Origin of the sequence: Vannielia litorea (assembly GCF_018424695.1) — a bacterium.
In the GTDB taxonomy this organism is placed as follows: domain Bacteria; phylum Pseudomonadota; class Alphaproteobacteria; order Rhodobacterales; family Rhodobacteraceae; genus Vannielia; species Vannielia litorea_A.
Genome location: NZ_QTNQ01000002.1, coordinates 85646 through 104395, shown reverse-complemented (window position 1 = coordinate 104395; position 18750 = coordinate 85646). Strand labels below are relative to the sequence as shown.

The 18750-nt window shown below is 62.9% G+C and carries 18 protein-coding genes; 7 read left to right on the top strand and 11 right to left on the bottom strand.

Features of this window, described 5'->3' with window-relative positions:
* Nucleotide 1: 1 nt before the first annotated feature.
* The 5 genes from galE to cysQ all read right to left on the bottom strand — a co-directional run bounded on the left by galE (nucleotide 2) and on the right by cysQ (nucleotide 4907).
* Nucleotides 2–988, bottom strand: a complete 987-nt coding sequence (gene galE, locus DYI42_RS01800; RefSeq protein WP_213544195.1) for a UDP-glucose 4-epimerase GalE — start codon at nucleotides 986–988, stop codon at nucleotides 2–4.
* A 12-nt stretch (nucleotides 989–1000) separates the two neighbouring features.
* Complete coding sequence (gene galU, locus DYI42_RS01795; RefSeq protein WP_213544194.1) at nucleotides 1001–1891, bottom strand: UTP--glucose-1-phosphate uridylyltransferase GalU; 891 nt, start codon at nucleotides 1889–1891, stop codon at nucleotides 1001–1003.
* Between the two features lie 185 nt (nucleotides 1892–2076).
* Nucleotides 2077–3309, bottom strand: coding sequence for a glycosyltransferase family 2 protein (locus DYI42_RS01790; RefSeq protein ID WP_213544193.1), 1233 nt, complete (start codon nucleotides 3307–3309; stop codon nucleotides 2077–2079).
* A complete protein-coding gene (locus DYI42_RS01785) occupies nucleotides 3306–4106 on the bottom strand; it encodes a 3-deoxy-manno-octulosonate cytidylyltransferase (RefSeq protein ID WP_213544192.1) in 801 nt (266 codons plus the stop codon). The genes DYI42_RS01790 and DYI42_RS01785 overlap by 4 nt, the downstream gene beginning before the upstream one ends.
* A gap of 3 nt (nucleotides 4107–4109) precedes the next feature.
* Entirely contained in the window at nucleotides 4110–4907 is a 798-nt protein-coding gene (gene cysQ / locus DYI42_RS01780; protein WP_213544191.1) for a 3'(2'),5'-bisphosphate nucleotidase CysQ, read from the bottom strand.
* Nucleotides 4908–5040: 133 nt separating this feature from the next.
* Here cysQ and DYI42_RS01775 point away from each other — a divergent pair, with 133 nt between their 5' ends.
* Nucleotides 5041–5862: an ABC transporter permease gene (locus tag DYI42_RS01775; protein WP_213544190.1), complete on the top strand. Its 822-nt coding sequence runs from the start codon at nucleotides 5041–5043 to the stop codon at nucleotides 5860–5862.
* Between the two features lie 224 nt (nucleotides 5863–6086).
* On the opposite strand, the gene DYI42_RS01770 is transcribed toward DYI42_RS01775, so the two are convergent.
* Both DYI42_RS01770 and DYI42_RS01765 read right to left on the bottom strand, forming a co-directional pair.
* A complete protein-coding gene (locus tag DYI42_RS01770; protein ID WP_213544189.1) occupies nucleotides 6087–6692 on the bottom strand; it encodes an alpha-ketoglutarate-dependent dioxygenase AlkB family protein in 606 nt (201 codons plus the stop codon).
* On the bottom strand, nucleotides 6689–7255 hold the full coding sequence (locus DYI42_RS01765; RefSeq protein WP_213544188.1) for a GNAT family N-acetyltransferase: 567 nt from the start codon (nucleotides 7253–7255) through the stop codon (nucleotides 6689–6691). The genes DYI42_RS01770 and DYI42_RS01765 overlap by 4 nt, the downstream gene beginning before the upstream one ends.
* A 188-nt stretch (nucleotides 7256–7443) precedes the next feature.
* On the opposite strand from DYI42_RS01765, the gene dnaK reads away from it, so the two are divergent.
* On the top strand, nucleotides 7444–9360 hold the full coding sequence (dnaK, locus tag DYI42_RS01760; RefSeq protein ID WP_213544187.1) for a molecular chaperone DnaK: 1917 nt from the start codon (nucleotides 7444–7446) through the stop codon (nucleotides 9358–9360).
* A gap of 78 nt (nucleotides 9361–9438) precedes the next feature.
* On the top strand, nucleotides 9439–10593 hold the full coding sequence (dnaJ, locus tag DYI42_RS01755) for a molecular chaperone DnaJ (RefSeq protein ID WP_213544186.1): 1155 nt from the start codon (nucleotides 9439–9441) through the stop codon (nucleotides 10591–10593).
* A gap of 52 nt (nucleotides 10594–10645) precedes the next feature.
* Here the strand turns inward: dnaJ and DYI42_RS01750 are convergent, their stop codons facing one another.
* Both DYI42_RS01750 and DYI42_RS01745 read right to left on the bottom strand, forming a co-directional pair.
* The gene (locus DYI42_RS01750; RefSeq protein WP_213544185.1) at nucleotides 10646–11179 is read right to left on the bottom strand and encodes a hypothetical protein; all 534 of its coding nucleotides are present in this window, start codon (nucleotides 11177–11179) and stop codon (nucleotides 10646–10648) included.
* Nucleotides 11179–11670: a hypothetical protein gene (locus DYI42_RS01745; RefSeq protein WP_213544184.1), complete on the bottom strand. Its 492-nt coding sequence runs from the start codon at nucleotides 11668–11670 to the stop codon at nucleotides 11179–11181. Before DYI42_RS01745 ends, DYI42_RS01750 begins: the two co-directional genes overlap by 1 nt.
* 84 nt (nucleotides 11671–11754) lie before the next feature.
* Between DYI42_RS01745 and radC the strand changes: the two genes are divergently transcribed.
* Nucleotides 11755–12510, top strand: coding sequence for a RadC family protein (gene radC, locus DYI42_RS01740; protein WP_213544183.1), 756 nt, complete (start codon nucleotides 11755–11757; stop codon nucleotides 12508–12510).
* Nucleotides 12511–12592: 82 nt separating this feature from the next.
* On the opposite strand, the gene DYI42_RS01735 is transcribed toward radC, so the two are convergent.
* The gene (locus tag DYI42_RS01735; protein WP_213544182.1) at nucleotides 12593–13009 is read right to left on the bottom strand and encodes a hypothetical protein; all 417 of its coding nucleotides are present in this window, start codon (nucleotides 13007–13009) and stop codon (nucleotides 12593–12595) included.
* 211 nt (nucleotides 13010–13220) lie between these two features.
* The gene (secA, locus tag DYI42_RS01730; RefSeq protein WP_213544181.1) at nucleotides 13221–15923 is read right to left on the bottom strand and encodes a preprotein translocase subunit SecA; all 2703 of its coding nucleotides are present in this window, start codon (nucleotides 15921–15923) and stop codon (nucleotides 13221–13223) included.
* Between the two features lie 181 nt (nucleotides 15924–16104).
* Here secA and DYI42_RS01725 point away from each other — a divergent pair, with 181 nt between their 5' ends.
* Genes DYI42_RS01725 through mutT form a run of 3 tightly spaced genes read left to right on the top strand, consistent with a single transcriptional unit; the run spans nucleotide 16105 to nucleotide 18619 of the window.
* Entirely contained in the window at nucleotides 16105–17001 is an 897-nt protein-coding gene (locus tag DYI42_RS01725; RefSeq protein WP_244867407.1) for a peptidylprolyl isomerase, read from the top strand.
* Nucleotides 17001–18224 (top strand): bifunctional glutamate N-acetyltransferase/amino-acid acetyltransferase ArgJ, encoded by a 1224-nt coding sequence (gene argJ, locus DYI42_RS01720; RefSeq protein ID WP_213544180.1) that lies wholly within the window; start codon nucleotides 17001–17003, stop codon nucleotides 18222–18224. The genes DYI42_RS01725 and argJ overlap by 1 nt, the downstream gene beginning before the upstream one ends.
* A complete protein-coding gene (gene mutT, locus DYI42_RS01715) occupies nucleotides 18221–18619 on the top strand; it encodes an 8-oxo-dGTP diphosphatase MutT (protein WP_213544179.1) in 399 nt (132 codons plus the stop codon). The genes argJ and mutT overlap by 4 nt, the downstream gene beginning before the upstream one ends.
* Nucleotides 18620–18750: the final 131 nt, after the last annotated feature.

The window sequence follows — 18750 nt, the reverse complement described above, 5'->3', positions numbered from 1 at the left end:
ATTAGCTGTCATAAGGGGCTGACTGATGCCAGCGCCAGGCGTCACCAATCATCGTGGCCAGGTCCGAGCGCTGCGGCTCCCAGCCCAGCTCATCCGTGGCGCGGTGACTTCCTGAGACGAGAACCGCGGCATCGCCCGGACGCCGCTCACCTTCCACAATCGGCACCTCGCGGTTGGTCACGGCGCGGCTTGCCTCCACCACCTGTCGTACCGAAAACCCATCACCGGAACCGAGGCAGAACACACGGCTACCCTTGCCGGCCTTGAGCCACTCCAGCCCTTTCACATGCGCATCCACGAGGTCGGAAACATGCACATAGTCGCGGATGCAGGTGCCGTCGGGGGTGTTGTAATCGGTGCCGAAAATCGTGAGCGCATCACGTTTTCCGGCGATCGCATCCAGCATCAATGGGATGAGATGCGTTTCCGGCACATGCTGTTCGCCCACCTCCGCCTCCGGGTCGCAGCCCGCCACATTGAAGTAGCGGAAAATAACCGAGCGGAGCCCATGGGCGGCCTCGAAATCAGCCAGAAGCTTCTCAATGGCGAGCTTTGACTGGCCATAGGCATTTATCGGGAGTTGGTCTGTGTTTTCATTAAGCACTACCCCATCCTGATCGCCATAGGTGGCGCATGTCGAGGAAAACACGAAGCTCAGGCACCCGGCAGCGACGGCCGCATCGGCGAGGTTGGCGGCACCAAGCACGTTTTCGCGCCAGTATCTGCCCGGGTTCTTCATGCTCTCGCCGACCAGCGAGAGCGCGGCAAAGTGCATGACGGCCACGGGTCGGAAAGCCTTGAACGCCGCATCGATGCTCGCACGATCCAGCAGGTCGCCCTCGTGGAGAGGGCCGAATTTCACGGCATCGCGCCACCCGGTTGAGAGGTTGTCGAAGGCAACGGGAATATAGCCCGCCGCTTTCAGCGCCTTGCAGGCGTGGGCGCCAATGTAACCTGCGCCACCGGTAACCAGAACATGCTCTGCCATCGGGTCTGCCGCCTACTGGGCGGCCTTCTCGCTGGCCACCAGCTCACGCAGGTAGCCCCAAAGCTCATCCCGCAGCTCCTCGCGCTCAAGCCCGAACGACACCGTGGCCTGAAGGAACCCTGCCTTGGAGCCACAATCGAAGCGCTCCCCGTTGAAGCGGTAGCCGTACACCCCATCCTTGCCACCGATCTCTTCGGCAATGGCATCCGTCAGCTGGATTTCACCGCCGGTGCCTTTGTGCTTTTTGTTGAGATTGTTCAGCACCTTGGGCGTGAGAATGTAGCGGCCAATGACGGCGAGGTTGGAGGGGGCATCCTCTGGCTTGGGCTTTTCGACCATGCCGGACACCTTCACGAGGCTGCCATTGTCTTCCTCCACCGCGAGCAGACCGTAGGCAGAGGCCTTGGCTTGTGGCACTTCCATTGCCGCAACCATGCAGCCGCCGGTTTCTTCATGTGCCTCGACCATCTGTTGCAGGCAGGGCTTTTCTGCTGCGATCACGTCGTCGGGCAGGATCACGGCAAAGGGTTCGTTTCCGATCAGGCGGCGGGCGCACCAGACGGCATGCCCGAGGCCCAGCGCCTTGTGCTGGCGGATATAGGCAATGGCACCGCTTTCCATGTTGGTGTTCTTGAGCACCTCCATGAGCTGCTCCTTGCCCTTCTTCCGCAGCTCCTGCTCCAGCACCGGGGCGTGATCGAAGTAGTCTTCCAGCGCGCCCTTGCCGCGGGATGTAACAAAGATGAACTCCTTGATTCCGGCAGCACGCGCTTCGTCGATCGCGTATTGGATCAGCGGTTGGTCAACCAGGGTCATGATCTCTTTCGGGATAGACTTGGTTGCGGGAAGAAAGCGCGTTCCCAGCCCTGCTACCGGAAAAATCGCCTTGGTGACTTTTTTCATGTGTCTCTCGTAAATCAATGTTTCACAGGCGGGCTTCGCCGCTCATGCGCCGTTGGAAGGGCGCCGGTATAGCGGCGACGATAGGTGCAAAGCCGCTTGGAAGAAACAGCCAAGGCGCGCAAAATGTTGCGCCGCGGCAATTTCCTCGGCGGGAGTTGGCGCGAGGGGTTGGAAATGAGCGACAGTCAGCTTTCAGGGCTGCGAAAAGCGGCAATTCGAGCACGTTCGCGTGCGATCCGGGCTGAACGGCGCCAGAACCGGAACGCCGGATCGCTGCGAACCGACGGTCCGAAGAGCCCGCCGCGTTGCAGCCAGACCCCAGCAGGATCGAACCAGCTGGCGTGGCGGCGAGGTGTTCGGGAGAGCCGCAGCAGTGTAATGATCCGTTCCCCTGTCGCCGCATCCGCCCGAGCCTTTTTCAGAGCCGACCGGTATCCGAGCAGGCTGCAAGATCGCACCTCGTAGTGCGCCGGTGCTGGCGCTTTGGGAAAGCGCTGAAAGGGAAACTCGGCCATGGCGAGTGGCGGCGGAGCAACAAGGGAGGCGGCAAGTCCCTCGGCAATTCCACGCTCCAGGCCTTGTAACAGAGGGGCCTCATCCGCTGCAGAAAGCCGAAGCTCCCTGCGGTGCAGCGCGATGCGACGGGCTTGCCCTGCGCGTAGTTTATCGAGGCCCTCATTCCAGCGCGCCTCCGGGCAATGCCGACGCAGAAAGAGGGCGGCAGATCGGCCGATCTGCGTGAGGTCCGTCGGCGCCCGGTTGGCCTTGCGCGATGCGTTCGCAGCGAAACCGTGCTGAACCTGCGCCAACGGCACAATTGCGGTTTTGCCGCCGCCGGGCACCAGGCGATGGGTGACATCGGTTTCGTCGAGAAAGAACCGGAAGGCCGTATCGAAGCCGCCGATCGCTGTGAGCCTCTCTCTGCGAAAGGCGCAATTGGTTCCGTGAGTCTTAACCCTGCGATCGACCGGCAAGAGCGTGGTTTCTGTTTCACTAACGTCGAGCGCGATGTCCGCGCCAAGCTCATCCGTTGCAACCCCTTGCCATTGCATGGAAATTCCGTTTCGGCCTCGTACAAAGCCGGTGCTGGCGACCACTTCGGCGTCCTCGAAGGGCGCGAGGAGCCGCGCAAGCCAGGGCGGTTCGGGCGTGGCGTCGTCATCTATGAAGGCGACGAGCGGCGCGGCGGCCTGCACGAGGCCTAGGTTGCGCGTCGCCGAAATGTTGGCTTCGTCGAACTCTACCAGCTTCATCCTGTCCGCGAGGTTAAGCTCGCGTGCAACGGCGAGGCCCTGCGGGTCTGCGACGAGGATCAGCTCGAAGTTTCGATGGGTTTGCAGGCGAAAGGCGGGGAGGTTGCGGCGCAGCTCATCTGGCCTGTGGCGGCTAACGATGATGACGCTGGCCGCCTCACTCATTCGACGCCCATCTGTGCCAGCATGGCCTCGATGCGGGGGATATCTTCGGGGTTGTTCAACTCCCAGAAGGCCCGCCCGCGCCCCTCGACCTCCACGCAGAGCACGCGGCGCCCCTGCTCCAGAAAACGGAGCTGCTCCAGCCCTTCCAGCGTTTCCAGCGGCCCGACAGGCCACGAGGGATAGGCAGCGAGCGCATCTGGGCGGTAGGCATAGACGCCGACATGGTGGAACACCGGCGTTGCGGCTTCGGCATCGTAGGCCTCGGAGGTGAAGGGGATCACCTCCTTGGAGAAGTAGAGCGCGGATCGGTCGTGCCCAAAAACAGCGGTAGTGCCGCCCACCCGGCCCGCCTTGCGGTCGGCCAGGAAGGCATTGAGCGCGGCGCCGTCGCAGCGCAGCACAGGGGTGGCGATTTCGGCAGAGGGTTCGGCACGGGCGGCGGCGACCAGATCGGTGATGAACCAGGCAGGCGTAAGGGGCGCATCTCCTTGTAGGTTCACCACGACATCGAAACTTTCGTCCATGTTCGTCAGCGCCTCGGCGCAGCGCTCGGTGCCGTTGCGGGCGTCGGAGGACGTCATGACGACTTCGGCGCCGAAGTCTTCTGCGGCGGCGCGGATGCGGTCATCATCGGTGGCGACCACCACGCGCGGGTTGCCTTTCACCGCCTGTGCGGCCTCCCAGCTGCGCTGGATCAGAGACTTTTGAGCGCCAGACGCCCCGCGCAGCATGGCCAGCGGCTTGCCGGGGTAGCGCTGCGAGGCGTAGCGGGCCGGGATGACGATGAGGAAAGACAATCGCTAGCCCTGCTTCAGCGCCACATCGGGCGAGTAGGCGATGAAGAAGGGGTTCTCATAGCCGGGCTTGCCGTAGGTGAACGGTGTGTGATCGTCGAAGCGGACCATCTTGCCACCCGCGCCGCGCAGCACGGCATCGCCTGCGGCGGTGTCCCACTCCATCGTGCGGCCAAGGCGGGGGTAGAGATCGGCCTCGCCGGTGGCGACGAGGCAAAACTTGAGGCTGCTGCCCGCGCTCTTCATGTCGGCCACTTGGTAGAGGTTGATGTAATCATCCGTGGCCTGATCGCGGTGCGACTTGGAGGCCACCACCAGTAGCGCGGCATTGTCGGGCTCTGACACATGCATTGGCAGCTGTTCGCCGGGCTCGCCGGGGGCGTGGGTGCCGGTTTCCTCGACCGACTGGCCGGAGGCGAGGGTGTAGAAGAGCCGCTGTTTTGCAGGGGCATAGACCACGCCGCGCAGGGGCACGCCGTTTTCGACGTAGGCGATGTTCACGGTGAAATCGCCACGCCGGTTGATGAACTCCTTCGTCCCGTCGAGCGGATCGACGATAAGGAAGGCATCGGCGCTTTCGGAATGGGTGCCGGCCTGTTCTTCGGTCACCACGAGAACACCGGGGAAGGCCTCGCGCAGGCCCGCGCCGATCAGCGCATCGGCGGCTTCATCGGCCTCGGTTACGGGGCTTTCATCGGATTTCGCCTTCACCTCGAAGTCGTCGGCCTCGTAGATCTCCATGATCTTGGCGCCCGCCTCGAGCGCCAGGCGGCGCATCACTGTGACCAAACGGTCGAAATCCATCTTTGGCTCCTGTTGCTCGCGGCAGCGTCAATTGATCTGCCAGCCTCGGCCCCTTATGGTTTGGCGTCAAAGTTTCGGCAAGTTTTCCGTGCAAGATTGCCGGAAGAGCAGCGCGAAGAGGCCAGGCAGGCACATGTTTGAGAAGCAGACTCCGAGAACGCCCTACGGCTCGGCGTTGGCGATCCTCGAGCTCATCTATCACGCCACGGTGCGCGAGGTGCGCAAGGGGCATGGCAACGCTGTCATCGGCCTGCTCCTGAACATGATGCAGACCGTCGTGATGGTGGCTGCCTTCTATTTAATGTTCAGCATTCTCGGCCTGAAACATAACGCTGTGCGCGGTGACTTTCTGCTGTTCGTGATGACCGGGATCTTCCTATTCATGACCCACGTCAAGGCGATGGGGGCGGTGGTCGGCTCTGAGGGGCCGACCTCGGCGATGATGAAGCACGCGCCGATGAACACCGTCATCGCGATCTGCTCGTCGGCCCTGGCCTCTCTCTACACCCAGATCCTTTCGATGGTGCTGATCCTGTTTTTATACCATGTCGCAATCACGCCGCTTTACATCTACGATCCGGTCGGGGTGTTCGGGATGGTGATCCTGGCATGGTTCTCCGGGATCGCGGTTGGCATGCTCTTCCTGTCGGCCAAGCCCTGGGCGCCGGAGGCGGTGGGTGTGATCAGCAACATCTACACCCGTGCAAATATGATCGCATCGGGAAAGATGTTTCTGGCCAACAACTTAACCGCGACGCTTCTGCCCTTTTTCAGTTGGAATCCGCTGTTTCACATCATCGACCAGACGCGCGGCTACGCCTTCATCAACTACAACCCGCACAACAGCTCACTGATGTACCCGATCTATGTGTCGCTGGTGCTCGTCATGCTCGGCCTGCTTGGAGAGTTCTTTACCCGCAAGCGCGTTTCGCTCAGTTGGGCTGCAAGACGTTAATGACGCGTGCGGCGCGGTTGGGGATCGTCGATTTTCGGCGTTAACCGCAAGAACGACACGGCCACAACCCATGCACATTCCATGCACAACCCATGCACATGGAGTTTCGTGCACATTGGTAAAATTAATCCACCGCACGCGCCCCTCTGTCGGGAGTGCACCAAAGCCAGTCTCCGCCGAACGGCGCCCCCCGGGAAGACAGCTCGAAGGCTGGATGAGCAGGCTCAGGTGACGACTCGAAGGGTCACGTTGAGGCGGCCACCCTGGGGCAGCAGGGTGGAGGTGCCGGGCTTGAGACGATCGATTCCGTGGAACGCCTTTCGGGCAGCACCGGCCAGCACACAGACATCGCCGGAATGGAGCCAGGCAGAGGCCGTGGAGTCGGAGCGTTCCTGCCCCCCGACCCGGAAGAGGGCATCATCTCCAAGCGAGATAGAGACGACCGGCATGGTGAAATCGGCTTCGTCGATGTCCTGGTGCAGGCCCATGCGGGCCGTCTCGGCGTAGTAGTTCACCAGGCAGCACTCAGGTGCGCGCTCCACGCCACTCACCGCCTGCCAGACCGCCAGAGCCTCGGGCGGAATCGGGGGCCAGTCCACCCCCGTCGGATGCCGCGGCTCGTAGCGATAGCCGCGACGGTCGGACACCCAGCCATAGCGCCCGGCGGAGGTCATCTTTACCGACATCGGTTTGCCGAAGCGGGTTTCGGGATGAAACATCGGCGCGGCCTCGGCGATGCGGCGCAGCGCGGCCACCATGGCCTCCTGCGCGGCGCGGTCCAGAAAGGCAGGGTAGAGACGAACCCCGCGAAAATCGACCGTCTCGGTCATGCGCGTTCGGCCAGCACCAGCGCCCAGGCGGGCCGGGTCACCTTCCAGCACTGGCGCAGGCCCGGGCCGGAGCCGAAATCGAGCATGGCATCGTGGGTGTGGACGGCCCCCAGCCTGCCGGTCGCCGTTTGTGAGCGGATGTTGGTTGGATCTATGTGCAGCCAGATCACATCGGACCGGCGGAAGGCATGGGCAAACATCAGCGACTTCATCTCGAAGTTCCAGCCGCCACCCCAGTAGGCGCGGGCGAGGAAGGTGTAGCCGATGCAGGGCGCACCCGGATCATCGGCGGTCATGTAGAACCGCGAGGTGCCAATGATCCGGCCCTCGTCCTTATCGACCACGGCGAGCGATTCGCCGTGGCCAAGCAGCATGTCGAAATAAGGGCCGAAGACCTCTGGCTGCCACCGGCCGGTGGCCGGATGGCCGGCCCAGATCTGCGGATCGGAGGCTGCCGCCGCCAGCCCAGCCCTGTCAGCCTCCCGGAGCGGACGCAGCAGCAGGCGCGGGCCTTCCAGCACCGGCTGAGGATCGAAGGCAGCAGCCCTGGCACCTGTGTTCATGGCATTTCTCCAATTCGGTCGATTTTCCGCCAGATTCATCCGTGCACATGTGTTGCAGCGCGGCAACCGGCTCCTTATATACCCTGCGAAGCTCGGTCGGGGGCCCAACTCCGGCCATTGGGATCGGGTGTCAGGGGCCTCAATGGACCTGACGTCCACAACATCGCCGAAAGAAGAGGTAGAGTATAATGGCTAAAGTCATCGGTATCGACCTTGGGACCACCAATAGCTGTGTCGCCATCATGGACGGCTCGCAGCCCAAGGTTATCGAAAACGCTGAGGGTGCGCGTACGACCCCCTCGATTGTGGCCTTCACCGAAGGTGAGCGCCTTGTCGGCCAGTCCGCGAAGCGGCAGGCCGTGACCAACCCCGAAAACACGATCTTTGGCGTGAAGCGCCTGATCGGCCGCCGGTTCGACGACTCGGATCTGGCAAAGGACAAGAAGAACATGCCGTTCACCATCGTTGATGGTGGCAACGGGGATGCCTGGGTGGATTCGCGCGGCGAGAAATACTCGCCCAGCCAGATTTCCGCCTTCATCCTCGGCAAGATGAAGGAGACCGCCGAGAGCTACCTCGGCGAAGACGTGACGCAGGCCGTGATCACGGTGCCCGCCTACTTCAACGACGCCCAGCGCCAGGCAACGAAAGACGCCGGCAAGATCGCGGGCCTCGAAGTGCTGCGGATCATCAACGAGCCGACGGCTGCCGCGCTGGCTTATGGCCTCGACAAGAAAGAGAGCAAGACCATCGCCGTCTATGACCTTGGCGGCGGTACCTTCGACGTGACCATCCTCGAGATCGACGATGGCCTGTTTGAGGTGAAGTCGACCAACGGCGACACCTTCCTTGGTGGTGAAGACTTTGACATGCGCATCGTCAACTACCTGGCCGACGAGTTCAAAAAAGAGAACGGCGTTGACCTGACCAAGGACAAGATGGCGCTGCAGCGTCTGAAGGAAGCTGCCGAGAAGGCGAAGATCGAGCTTTCGAGCGCCTCCCAGACCGAGATCAACCAGCCGTTCATCTCGATGGGCTCCGACGGTGCGCCGCTGCACATGGTGATGAAGCTGACCCGCGCCAAGCTGGAAAGCCTTGTGGGTGATCTCATCAAGTCCTCGATCAAGCCCTGCCAGGCCGCCCTGAAGGATGCCGGGCTGAGCACCGGCGACATCGACGAGGTTGTTCTGGTCGGTGGTATGACCCGGATGCCGAAGGTGATCGAAGAGGTCACCAAGTTCTTCGGCAAGGAGCCGCACAAGGGTGTGAACCCCGATGAGGTTGTGGCCATGGGCGCCGCCATTCAGGCTGGTGTTCTGCAAGGTGACGTGAAGGACGTAGTCCTGCTCGACGTGACCCCGCTTTCGCTGGGCATCGAGACGCTGGGTGGCGTGTTCACCCGCCTGATCGACCGCAACACCACGATCCCGACGAAGAAGAGCCAGATTTTCTCGACGGCCGAAGACAACCAGAATGCGGTGACGATCCGGGTGTTCCAGGGTGAGCGCGAGATGGCCAGCGACAACAAGATGCTGGGCCAGTTCAACCTCGAAGAGATCCCGCCGGCGCCGCGCGGCATGCCGCAGATCGAAGTGACCTTTGACATCGACGCCAACGGCATCGTCTCGGTCAGCGCCAAGGACAAGGGCACCGGCAAAGAGCAGGTGATCACCATCCAGGCGTCGGGTGGCCTCAGCGACGAGGACATCGAGAAGATGGTCAAGGACGCCGAGGAGAACGCCGACGCCGACAAGACCCGCAAGGAGCTGGTGGAAACCAAGAACCAGGGCGAGAGCCTGCTGCACTCCACCAAGAAATCCCTTGAGGAGCACGGCGACAAGGTTGACGCCTCGACGGTGGAAGCCATCGAGCTGGCAATGGGCCCGCTGGAAGAGGCGCTGGAGGCTGACGACGCCGGCAAGATCAAGTCCGGTATCCAGAACCTCACCGAGGCCGCGATGAAGCTGGGCGAGGCCATTTACAAGGCGGAGCAGGAGAAGGCCGGTGAGGCCGAGCCCGAGGACGCCGAGGACGGCCCGCGCGGTGTGGATGACGACATCGTGGATGCTGACTTCGAAGATCTGGATGACGACAAGCGTGCCTGATCGCACGTGATGTAACCCGGGATAGGCCGGTCCGGGACACCGGGCCGGCCTTCTCCGTTCAAGGGAAAGGGCGATCAGATGGCAAAACGCGATTTCTACGAGGTGCTGGGCGTGGAGCGCGGCGCGTCGGAAGATGAGATCAAGAAGGCCTATCGCAAGAAGGCCAAAGAGCTTCATCCCGACCGCAACTCAGACAACCCCAATGCCGAAGACCAGTTCAAGGAAGTGAACGAGGCCTATGACGCGCTGAAGGATCCGGAGCGCAAGGCGGCCTATGACCGCTTCGGCCATGCCGCCTTCGAGGGCGGTGGCCCGCGGCCAGGGCAGGGTGGCGGCTTCAACCAGCAAGGTGACTTCGCCTCTGCGTTCAGCGACGTGTTCGATGACCTCTTTGGCGACTTCATGGGGGGCCGGGGCCGCCCGGGCGGCGGCGGAGGCCGACGGGCCGCGCGCGGCTCGGACCTGCGCTACAACTTGCGCATCAGCCTCGAGAACGCCTTCAAGGGCACGCAGAAGACGATCAATGTGCCGACCTCGGTGCAATGCGACACCTGCGACGGCTCCGGGGCCGAGGGTGGCGCCGAACCCACGACCTGCCCGACCTGCTCGGGCATGGGCAAGGTGCGCGCGCAGCAGGGTTTCTTCACGGTGGAGCGCACCTGCCCCACCTGTGGTGGCCTCGGCCAGCACATCAAGAACCCCTGCAAGAGCTGCGGCGGCCAGGGCCGGGTGGAAAAGGACCGCTCGCTGAGCGTGAACATTCCGGCTGGTGTTGAAACCGGCACGCGCATTCGCCTGAGTGGCGAGGGCGAGGCGGGCTTGCGCGGCGGGCCTGCGGGCGACCTCTACATCTTCATCGAGGTGGAACCGCATCCGCTATTCGAGCGCGAGGGCGCCGACCTCTTTTGCCGGGTGCCGGTGAGCATGACCTCCGCTGCGCTGGGCGGTGACATCGAGGTGCCCACCATCGACGGCGGGCGCAGCCGGGTGAAGATTCCGGCAGGGGCGCAGAGCGGCAAGCAGATGCGCCTGCGCGGCAAGGGGATGCCGCCCCTCCGCGGGCCGGGTAATGGCGACATGTTCATCGAGCTGGCTGTCGAAACGCCGGTGAACCTCTCCAGCCGTCAGAAGGAGCTGCTGAAGGAATTCGACGATCTGGGGAAAGACAACAGCCCCGGCAGCAAGGACTTCTTCAGCCGCGTGAAGAACTTCTGGGACGGAATGAAGGGCTGACTCCGGGCTGCCGTGCGCGGACTCCACACCCCAAGAGGCTTCGAGGAGGGCGCTATTTGCCCTCCTCTTCTTTTTCGCACGTGGCTTTCAAATCCTCGGCCACCGCGCTCAACACCAGCTTTTCCGCTGAAATAGTGACGATCTGGTACTGCGCGGCCTGACCGGCGAGCGTGCTTTCCACCTCGGTGATAAATCCGGTGGGCAACTCGCTGAGCGGAATGTTCTTTCCTTCGCGGGCGAACCGCATGAGGCGATGCGTTTCCAGCTTTTCGGAGAGCGTTCCGTTGGTGACGGCCCAAGTGCCCGAGATGGCGAACTGCATTGCCACGGCGGCCTCGGCATCGGTGCTTTCAACCCCGGTGCGGCCCGAAAGCGTACCATCGGGGGCGTAGCTCACCTGCCGCGTCAGTGCGTAGTCGGGGGCATCGCTGGTACAGACCCAAGCGCCTTCCAGGAGTGCCGCCTGGGGATCATCCCGGCAGGCGGCAACCAGCACCGGAGCAAGCAGGACGAGAGCGATGTTTCGAAGACTATTCAAACCGCAGGTGCGGCGTTCCGGGCGAGTGCCGTCCCTCAGGGCGGGCATCAGAGTTTGCGGCAGGTGATGCGGACATTGCGGCCAGCGCCCTGGGGGGACAGGTAATCGAGCGTCATCTTGCTGCCTGAAAGGCTGCGGATCTTGTAGCGCCAGATCTGCTGTTGCCGGAGCGCGCGGCTCTGGGCTTCCGCCGCCTCGCTGCGCTTGAGCTTGGTGGCGCGGTTGCCTTCCTGAACGGTGACATCCACGTGGTGCACTGACCTGACGCGCTCGACGAGCAGACCCTTCTCGATGCTCCAGCGCCCTTCCATGGACGCGGTCACCCGAGCGAGGCCCTTTTTGCCGCGATAGGTGAGCTTGATCTGATTGGCCATTCGGCTGTCGAAACGGCCATTTTCATGATAGGTGACCCGGCGCCCGATCCCATGATCCCCGTTGGAGGCCTGGCAGTTCCACGCGCCGAAGATAGAGGCCGCAACAGTGGGCGACGCTGCGAGACACAAGGCGATGAGCGGGGCAATCAATACGGTTCTGAACATGGAATGAGCCTGCCGCGTGTGCCGGTCGCGGGCAAGGCAAAACGGATTAACCAATGATTTACCAAGGTGTCGTTACATCCATGTATGTCACGCGCCTTTCGAGAAGCCCCGATGCCGCTGTTCGACCCTGATGAGGCCGAGCCGGTGCACGTGCCACAGGGCAAGCTGCCCTCCTACATCAAGGATCATCGGAAGCGACTGCGGGAGCGATTCATGGTTGGGGGGCCGGCGGCGCTGCCTGACTACGAGATGTTGGAGCTGGTTCTCTTTCGAGCGATTCCGCGGCAGGACGTGAAGCCACTGGCCCGCGCGCTGCTGGAGAGGTTCAAGGATTTCAACGGGGTGCTCTCTGCGCCGGTGCCGCGGTTGCGCGATGTTTCCGGAGTGGGCGAGGCCGTGATTGCCGAGTTGAAGATCGTGGAAGCGGCGGCCCATCGGCTGGCGCGCTCGCGTGTAATGGAAAAGCAGGTCATCTCAAGCTGGGACCAACTGCTGGACTATTGCCGCACTTCCATGGGCCACCGGGAGACGGAACAGTTCAGGGTGCTCTATCTCGACCGAAGAAACGTGCTGATCGCTGACGAAGAGCAGGCGCGTGGCACCGTTGACCACGTGCCCGTTTATCCCCGCGAGGTTGTCAAACGCGCGCTCGAAGTGAACGCCTCGGCGCTCATTCTCGTGCACAACCATCCCAGCGGAGACCCGACACCAAGCCCGGCGGATATCGAGATGACGGAGAAGGTTCGGGAAGCCGCCGAAGCACTTGGCATGACCCTGCATGACCACCTGATCGTCGGCCGTGCAACGGAACTCAGCTTTCGCGCCGAGGGCTACCTTTAGGGGATACGGCACAGTGCTGACGACACTGGCCAGACGCAGCGGGTGAGAAGCGCAGCACGGGTGCGCGGCGGCTTGTCTTTGCTCAGGTGTGATCGATCAGGATCAACGGGCGCGGCGGGGTGCCGGGCAGAGGCGCGGCCAGCCGTTGCGGCGCACGGCGGAAGGCTTGGCGCGGCTGCGTTACCGGCTGGGGCAATGCGGCGTCTTCATGTGGCTGGGCATCGGCCTCTACCTGCATGGGGCCATCAATTGCGGCTTCATCCTCAGCGGCAGGCCCTGCATCAGCCTCGGAAGGGCGCTTGGGCAGGGCGGAGGACAGTGGCTGGAGCGCCTCGATTGCGGGCGCGGTCGGAGCCGGAGCCACGCTACTGGCACTACTACTTGCGAACCGGTCGGCCACAGGACTGAGCTGTTGCATCAGAAAGCCCGTGCCAAGCGCAATTGCGAACACGGAGCCAGCCGTCACCAGCCGCTCTTTGAGCCTCGTGTCAATCTGCATATTTCCCTCCGTCACCCCTAGGACGTTAGAGGCTATTGATGACAGGGGAGTTTGGCGCGACCGGGGCATATTCTGGCCGTTTATCGCCTTAGTTCAGTCATTTAAGGCCAGTATCTTGGGGTTGCCTGACGTCGAGTCCACATCATTGGCGAAAAGCAGGGCGAGGCGGCCACAAAGCCGCCTCAATTATTGTTTCGCCGCTGGAAACGAGTCAGACGAGCGCGCCGTGGCAGTGCTTGAATTTCTTGCCCGAACCGCAGGGGCAGAGATCGTTCCGCCCCGGATTGCCCCAAGTTGATTGGTCGGCCTCGTCAAACCCAGGCGCGGCCCCTTCGGCGGGTGCCGCCTGGCCAGCGTCGCTCTGCTCGGCAGCGGCGTCAAGAGTCTGCCGCTGTGCTGCGAGCTGCTGCATCAGCTGGGCCTGTTCGTCTTCAGAAAGCGGACGGATCTGGCCGAGTTTCTGGGCAACCTCCTCGCGCAGGCTGTCGAGCATGCTCTCGAAGAGCTGGAAGGCCTCGGTTTTATACTCATTGAGCGGATCACGCTGGGCATAGCCACGGAAGCCGATGACCGAGCGCAGATGCTCCAGCGTGAGCAGGTGCTCGCGCCATTTGCCATCGATGGTTTGCAGCAGAACCTGCTTTTCGATGTTGCGCATCGTCTCGGGGCCGAACTCGGCGGCCTTCTTGGCCATCATCTCGTCGGAGGCCTTGCAGAGACGTTCGGCGATTTCATCCTGATCGACGCCCTCTTCCTGCGCCCAGTCGATGACGGGCACGTCGATGGCGAGTTTCTCGATGCAGGCGGCGTAAAGCTTTTCGGCTTCCCACTGGTCAGCGTAGGTTTTTGGCGGCATGTATTCATCCACCAGGTCGTCGACCACCTCGTGGCGCATGTCGGCAACGATCTCGGAGAGATCCTTGGTTTCCATGATCTCGCGGCGCTGCTTGAAGATGACCTTCCGCTGGTCGTTCATCACGTCATCGAACTTGAGAAGCTGCTTGCGGATGTCGAAGTTGCGGCCCTCGACCTTGGCCTGCGCGCGCTCGAGCGACTTGTTCACCCAGGGGTGGATGATGGCCTCGCCCTCCTTCATCCCGAGGCGCGACAGCACGGCATCGAGACGTTCGGAGCCGAAGATGCGCATCAGGTCGTCTTCGAGCGAGAGGTAGAAGGAGGTGCGGCCCGGGTCGCCCTGGCGGCCGGAGCGACCGCGCAGCTGGTTGTCGATCCGGCGGCTCTCGTGGCGCTCGGAGGCCAGAACAAAGAGGCCGCCCGCGTCTTTCACCTTCTGTTCGTCGGACTCGTGCTCGGCTTCGATCCGGGCACGGATTTCCTCGGGGTCGCCCTCCGGGTCGGCGGCGATGGCCTCCATGATCTTGAATTCGACGTTGCCGCCCAGTTTGATGTCGGTGCCGCGCCCGGCCATGTTGGTGGCGATGGTCACCGACCCCAGCTTGCCGGCGTCGGCCACGATCTGGGCTTCCTGTTCGTGCTGGCGGGCGTTTAGAACGTTGTGCTTGATGCCGGCCTTTTCGAGCAGTTGAGAGAGGATCTCTGACTTCTCGATGGAGGTGGTGCCGAGCAGAACCGGTTGGCCCTTTTCGTTCGCCTTGCCGACACGCTCGACGATGGCGTCATACTTTTCGCGGACGGTGCGATAGACGGCGTCGTGATCGTCTTTCCGGGCGATGGGTTTGTTGGTGGGCACCTCGACCACGCCGAGCTTGTAGATCTCGGCAAATTCGTCGGCCTCGGTGAGCGCGGTGCCGGTCATGCCGCCGAGCTTGTCGTAGAGGCGGAAGTAGTTCTGGAAGGTGACGGAGGCGAGTGTGACGTTTTCGGGCTGGATCTCGCAGCCCTCTTTCGCCTCGATGGCCTGGTGCAGACCGTCCGACAGGCGCCGCCCGGCCATCATCCGGCCGGTAAACTCGTCCACCAGCATCACCTCGCCGTTGCGGACGATATAGTCCTTGTCCTTCTGGAAAACCTTGTGGGCCTTGAGCGCCTGGGTGGCGTGGTGGACGATGGTGGTGCTTTCAGGATCGTAGAGCGACTGGCCCTCGGGCAGGATGCCTTCGGCGAGCAGCCGGGTCTCGAGAAATTCGTTGCCCTCGTCGGTGAGGGTGACGTTGCGGGTTTTCTCGTCGACGGTGTAATGCTCTTCGGTCAGCGAAGGGATCACCTTGTCGAGCGTCATGTAGAGCTCGGACCGGTCCTGCGACGGGCCGGAGATGATGAGCGGCGTGCGCGCCTCGTCGATGAGGATCGAGTCCACCTCGTCGACGATCGCGAAGTTGTGGCCGCGCTGGTACATCTGGTTCAGCTCGGATTTCATGTTGTCGCGCAGGTAGTCGAAGCCCAGCTCATTGTTGGTGGCGTAGGTAATGTCGGCAGCGTAGGCGGCCTGTTTCTCGCCATCGGGCTGCTGCGGGTAGACGACACCGCAGGTGAGGCCCAGAGCGTTGTAGACCTTGCTCATCCACTCGGCGTCACGCTTGGCGAGGTAATCGTTGACGGTGACGACATGCACGCCCTTGCCAGTGAGCGCGTTGAGATAGGCGGGGAAAGTGGCGACAAGGGTTTTGCCCTCGCCCGTCTTCATCTCGGCAATGTTGCCCTCGTGCAGGAAGATGCCGCCCATGAGCTGGACGTCGAAGGCGCGCAGGCCCAGCGCCCGTTTGGCGGCCTCGCGGCAGTTGGCGAAGGCCTCGGGCAGGAGCGCATCAAGGCTCTCGCCGCCCATGGCGCGCTTGGCCAGCTCTTCGGTTTTCTCTTTCAGCCCTTCGTCGGAGAGTTTCTCGAACTCCGGTTCCAGCGCGTTGATCTTTTCGACCAGCGGACGGGTGGACTTGATCTTGCGGTCATTGGCGGTGCCAAAGACCTTTTTCGCGACGGTACCCAGACCCAGCATAATTTCTCCGCTCGCCCTGCCTTGACGGTTTTGTGTGGCTGATCGCGCTTGCCGCCCTTCGCCTGCCCTCATAGAAACGCGGGCAGGGAAACGGGCTTGCGCCTTAGAACACAAGGCGATGTAAGACCCGAGACCCATAGTGTCAACGCCGCCGCAAGGGCGGCCGAGCAGGAGTAGATGTATGACCTTCCCCAAGACGATCGCGCTGGCAGCCATTGTGGCGATGGCCGCAGGTGCCGCTGCGACGGCGCAGGAAGCTGAGACCGCCGAGGAGGCCGCCCCCGAGACGGCCGCAGCTGAAGTGGCCGATGTGACGGCCGAGACCGTGGTGGCGACCGTGGGCGGCGTGGATATTACCGTTGGGCACATGATCGTGGCACGCAAGACGCTGCCCGAGCAATACGCCCAGCTGCCCCCCGAAGTGCTGTGGGACGGCATTCTGGAGCAACTCGTTCAGCAGAACGCACTGGCCCAGGAAGCGGGTGAGCCCTCGAAGGAGACCGAACTGACGCTGGAGAACCAGCGCAGCGGTTACCTTGCAGGAGACGTTCTGGAAGCCGCGGCGCTGGCCGCCGTCACCGATGAGGCGCTGGAGGCCAAGTACGAAGAGATCTACGCCGATGCCGAGCCGCAGCGGGAGTGGAACGCCGCGCATATCCTCGTTGAAACCGAGGAAGAGGCCCAGGCGGTGAAGGAAGAAGTTGAGGCGGGCGCCGAGTTTGCCGAGGTTGCCAAGGTCAAATCCACCGGCCCGTCGGGCCCCAATGGCGGTGCCCTGGGCTGGTTCAGCGCGGGCATGATGGTGCCGGAATTCGAGACCGCCGTCATGGCGATGAAGGCCGGCGAGGTGAGCGACCCGATCCAGACCCAGTTTGGCTGGCATGTGATCATGCTCAACGAGACCCGGCTGAAGGACAAGCCCGACATGGCCGCCGTGAAGGATCAACTGACCGAGGAAGTGCAACGCGCCGCCGTTGACAAGGTGATCGCGGATGCGGTGGAAAAGGCGGGCGTCGAAAAGCCCGAGGGCACCATTCCGGCGTCCGCGCTCAATGATTTCAGCCTTCTGGAGGACTGATGGGAAAATACCCGGTATCGCCGCTGGCGCCTGAGAGCTTCCCCGATCTGCCCGTGATCGGGGGTGTGAAGTTTGCCGCCGTGGAGGCCGGGGTGCGCTACCAGGGCCGGCTCGATGTGATGCTGGCCCTGCTTGATCCGGGCAGCGTGGTGGCCGGTGTGTTCACCCGGTCTGCCACCCGCTCGGCCCCGGTGCGGGACTGCGAGGCCAAGCTGCGCAAGAGCAGCGAGGCCGGCGCGGCCATTCTGGTCAACTCCGGCAACTCCAACGCCTTCACCGGCGGGGCCGGGCAGGAAAGCGTGGAAGCCATCTGCACGGCCGTGGCCGAGGCCGCCGATGTGCCCAAGCACCGCGTGTTTACCGCTTCGACCGGCGTGATCGGGGAACGCCTGCCGCATGACAGGATCACCTCCAAGCTGGGAGATCTGGTGAGCGGCCTGGATGAGGCCGGCATTGGGTTGGCGGCAAAGGCCATCATGACGACCGACACCTTCCCCAAGGGGTCCACCCGAGAAGTGGCGCTGAAGGGTGGAACCGTGAGGATTGCCGGCATTGCCAAGGGCTCGGGCATGATTGCACCCGATATGGCGACGATGCTGGTGTATATCTTCACCGACGCAAAGATCAGCCGCGATGCGCTTCAGGCGATGGTGAGCGGGTTGAACGAGACCACCTTCAACGCGATTACCGTGGACGGCGACACCTCCACCTCCGACACGCTGATCTGCGCGGCAACCGGCGCCTCGGGTGTGGATGTTGACGGATCGGACGAGTTTGAAGCGGCGTTGAAAGCCGTGATGAAGGACCTTGCCCACCAGGTGGTGAAGGACGGCGAGGGGGCCACGAAGTTCGTCTCCGTGCGGGTCACCGGCGCGGCCCATGATGCCGATGCAAAGCGGGTGGCGATGAGCATCGCCAACTCGCCGCTGGTGAAGACGGCGATCGCCGGGGAAGACCCGAACTGGGGCCGCATCGTGATGGCCGTTGGCAAGAGCGGTGCAGAGGCCGACCGAGACAAGCTGACGATCAAGTTCGGCGAGGTTCTGGTGGCCGAGCGAGGCTGGGTTGCGCCGGGCTACTCCGAGGAGCAGGGGGCGGGCTACATGAAGCTGCCCGAGTTGGTTATCAAGGTGGATCTCGGGCTGGGCAAGGGTCGGTTCACCGCCTGGACCTGCGATCTGACCCACGGATACATTTCGATCAACGCCGACTACCGCTCATGAAGGTGGTGCTCGTTGCCGCCGTGGCGCTGATTGATGTGGACGGACGGGTACTGCTGGCGCAGCGCCCTGAGGGCAAGAGCATGGCCGGGCTCTGGGAGTTTCCGGGCGGCAAGGTTGAGCAGGGCGAAACGCCCGAGGCGGCGCTTATCCGGGAGTTGCACGAGGAACTGGGGATCGAGACATGGGAGAGCTGCCTTGCGCCGCTCACCTTTGCCTCGCACAGCTACGACGACTTTCACTTGCTGATGCCGCTCTTTGCCTGCCGCAAATGGGGGGGCACGCCGCAGGGCAAGGAAGGCCAATCGCTCAAGTGGGCGCGGGCGAATGAGCTGCGGGACTACCAGATGCCGCCCGCTGACGTGCCGCTGGTGGCGATTCTCCGCGATTGGCTCTGATCCGGGGCTTTGACCGTAAGCTTTGGATTTGGCATAGCGAAATGCCTGTAATTTGTGCACGTAGACCTCAAACACGCGCAAATTGTACATGATTACCGAACGGGTCTCGGCTATCCTTCCTTTAGGTAACC